Here is a 1,104-nt window from a genome sequence, read left to right on the forward strand (position 1 = left end):
CGCTGCAGGCGCAGGCGCCACGGTGCGCGCCGGGCTCGGGCTGGACAGGCTGCTGGCACTCGGTGCGACAGCCGCTGCCGGCGTACTCGGCGCCGGGCTGGCATAGGCACTGAACCGCCGGTTGCTGCGCGAGATGGTATGCACCTTTTCACACAGCATCTGCTTGACCTTCTCGGGGTTGCGCGAGATGTCTTCGAAGTTTTTCGGCAGGTAGTCGACCGCACCGGCATCCAGTGCGTCGAGGGTGACCCGCGCGCCTTCGTGGGTGAGCGACGAGAACATCAGCACCGGGGTCGGGCACCGCTGCATGATGTGACGCACGGCGGTGATGCCATCCATCATGGGCATTTCATAGTCCATGGTGATGACGTCGGGCTTGAGCGACAGCGCCTGATCGATCGCTTCCTTGCCGTTGGTCGCGGTACCGACCACCTGGATAGTCGGGTCCGCTGAAAGAATTTCCGAGACACGGCGGCGGAAAAAACCGGAATCATCCACCACCAGGACCTTGACTGCCATAAACACTCCATTACGGGGCGCGACCACGTGGCCGCGCCACCGGGATCAGATACGCCGTGCGGCGTAACGCTTGAGCATGCTCGGCACGTCGAGAATCAGCGCAATGCGCCCGTCACCGGTAATGGTGGCGCCCGACATGCCCGGGGTGCCCTGCAGCATCTTGCCCAACGGCTTGATGACCACCTCTTCCTGGCCCACCAGTTGGTCGACCACGAAGCCGATGCGCTGGGTACCTACCGACAGGATCACCACGTGGCCTTCGCGCTGCTCTTCATGAGCCGCCGAGCTGACCAGCCAGCGTTTGAGGTAGAACAACGGCAAGGCCTTGTCCCGCACGATCACCACTTCCTGACCGTCGACCACGTTGGTGCGCGACAGGTCCAGGTGGAAGATTTCGTTGACGTTGACCAGCGGGAAGGCGAAGGCCTGGTTGCCGAGCATGACCATCAGGGTCGGCATGATCGCCAGGGTCAACGGCACCTTGATGACGATCTTCGAACCCTGGCCCTTGGTCGAATAGATGTTGATCGAGCCGTTGAGCTGGGAAATCTTGGTCTTGACCACGTCCATGCCCACGCCGCGGCC

The 1,104-nt window shown here is 62.7% G+C and carries 2 protein-coding genes; both read right to left on the bottom strand.

What is annotated here, in order from left to right; translation table 11 throughout:
• On the bottom strand, positions 1 to 519 hold a 519-nt coding region (locus tag G3436_RS26195), incomplete at its 3' end, for a response regulator (RefSeq protein ID WP_163951199.1).
• Between the two features lie 45 nt (positions 520 to 564).
• Positions 565 to 1,104: chemotaxis protein CheA (locus tag G3436_RS26200; protein ID WP_178116617.1), on the bottom strand; the 540-nt coding region annotated here is incomplete at its 5' end.

It is taken from the genome of Pseudomonas brassicae (assembly GCF_010671725.1).
GTDB classification, from domain to species: Bacteria; Pseudomonadota; Gammaproteobacteria; order Pseudomonadales; family Pseudomonadaceae; genus Aquipseudomonas; species Aquipseudomonas brassicae.